This window comes from Flavobacterium sp. (assembly GCF_031363805.1).
GTDB lineage: Bacteria > Bacteroidota > Bacteroidia > Flavobacteriales > Flavobacteriaceae > Flavobacterium.
On the sequence record NZ_JANLVD010000156.1, the window covers coordinates 1 to 1,979 of the forward strand.

A 1,979-nucleotide genomic window follows, 5' to 3' on the forward strand; every position below is an offset into this window, starting at 1 on the left:
TCATTTAAAGATATCAAATAAGGATTGATATTATTATTTTTTAAAATTAATAACTTATCTTCTGAAGTTGTAGATCCTTTTATTGAAAACCCATCCAAAATAAATGCTTTCGCTAATGGAAAACCCAACCAACCGCAACCTAAAATACTAATTTGTGTCATTTATTGTAATTTTTATATAACTATTATAAACTCTAAGAAGTTAAATCACGATACAAGATTTTACACTAATTGCACTAATTTTCACTAATTAATTTGTGCAAATTAGTGAAATTTGTGTTTAAATTCTATGCTAATTGATTAGCTAATTTTTATCATATTTTTCAATTCTAAAAGTTTGTTTCAACATTCTTGCATCATTAATTACAAATGGTTTTGGCATCATATAATCTGATCGTTTCGATTTTGATGTTTCCAAATTGTTTAACAAATCAAACGAAGATTCTAGAATTCCCAAATCAAATTTCTCATTCGGGTCTACTTCAAATTTAAAATTGATTGGTCTATCATTTACAGGATAACTTCTAAAAAACTGATTTTCTGTTCGCTCATATTTCGAATAATTGGTTCTATAATCATCTGAATCAAAATAAGCAACATTATAAATATCTACTTTTTTATCGATAAAAAAATCATATCTATTAATGGTTTGTCCAAATGATGGCGTAACTTCTAGTTGAATCCAACGCATATTCTTTTTGAGTTTCTCCGAATAAACCAATGTATCTGTATAAAAAGCAACTTCAGATTTTTTAAGATTTTGATTCGGCGCATCGGTCATAAAAGAAAAACCCGAATTGTATTTGCTGTAAGGCAAAGCTTTATTTATTTCGGTCGCTTTTTTAGGGTTTTTAGTTAGAAATTGCGAAGTCCATTCATCAATTTTCAAATCGTAAGTTGCAAAATAGGATTTGTTTTTATCATGATCAAAAAAGTATACCAAACTATTGGGTTTTTTATTTGTATTCGAATAATCAGAATTTAAATGCGCTTTAATCACAAAAAACAAGACAAACACACCAAACAAAACGGCCCATTTTTCTTTATCAATATAATTTCCAAAAAGTGGCAACAATAATGTAAAACACAAAACCACCAAAATAGCACTTCCAAACATAATTTTCAAACCTAAACCAATTGGGAATAAATGAATGAACGGAACTACTAAAATTAAAGTTGGCAATGCGAGAATAATATTTAGGAACCAATAATTTTTTAAAGTAAAAATATAAACCGCCAGCATAGCCAAACCAGAAAATACAGGAAGAATAAAAAACGAAGCGCCCTGAAGTTTGAAAGCAACACCCAAATTAATAACCATCCAAAAAAGCAAAGGCCCAATAAAATGAGACATCGAATTTTCAACTTTTAATCGATTGTACATTAAAAAACAAATCGACAAGCTAAAAAACACAAACGCCATCATATAATCATGACCATTATAGGTAAATCCTTGTGGAATATCGTTGTATTGCGGATATAAAACCAAGAGTAATTTCCAACCTAAAAATGTTAATCCACCAGCCGAAATTATACTTAAAGATAAAGGAACAAAACCTTTAAAAATTTCTTTGGCAATAATCAGTTTTCTTTTAATTCCTGTAAAAATTAAAACCAAAAACAAAATTACCGCCAAAATCAACATCGGAAATATGTAATCAAACGAGTAGTTTATAAAACCAAAAGGCGTGTTGCAATACACATTTTCTCTTGATGAGGTTAGCATTTTTAAATCAAAATTTGAAAAATGTTTCATCAACGGCATTAAATAGTCGGCTTTATGAGCTAGCGACTTTTCATCAGTATTTTCAAAATTATCCTGTTGTGTGTGGTAGTTAAAATGACTGTCAATATTGGCGAAATTAAATCCCTGAATATTTCTTATTTTTCTAAAAGCTGTCAAATCGGTATCGTTTGGCAACATTTTATAAATGCTGTACATAAGCGAATTTGAAATGGGAAATTTCGGATTTGCATTCA

1 protein-coding gene is annotated in these 1,979 nt (G+C 28.9%); it reads right to left on the reverse strand.

Annotation, left to right across the window (positions count from 1 at the left end; translation table 11 throughout):
• Positions 1-303: 303 nt before the first annotated feature.
• A partial coding sequence (locus tag RMN92_RS09345) for a M28 family peptidase (protein WP_309609190.1) occupies positions 304-1,979 on the reverse strand: 1,676 nt, incomplete at its 5' end.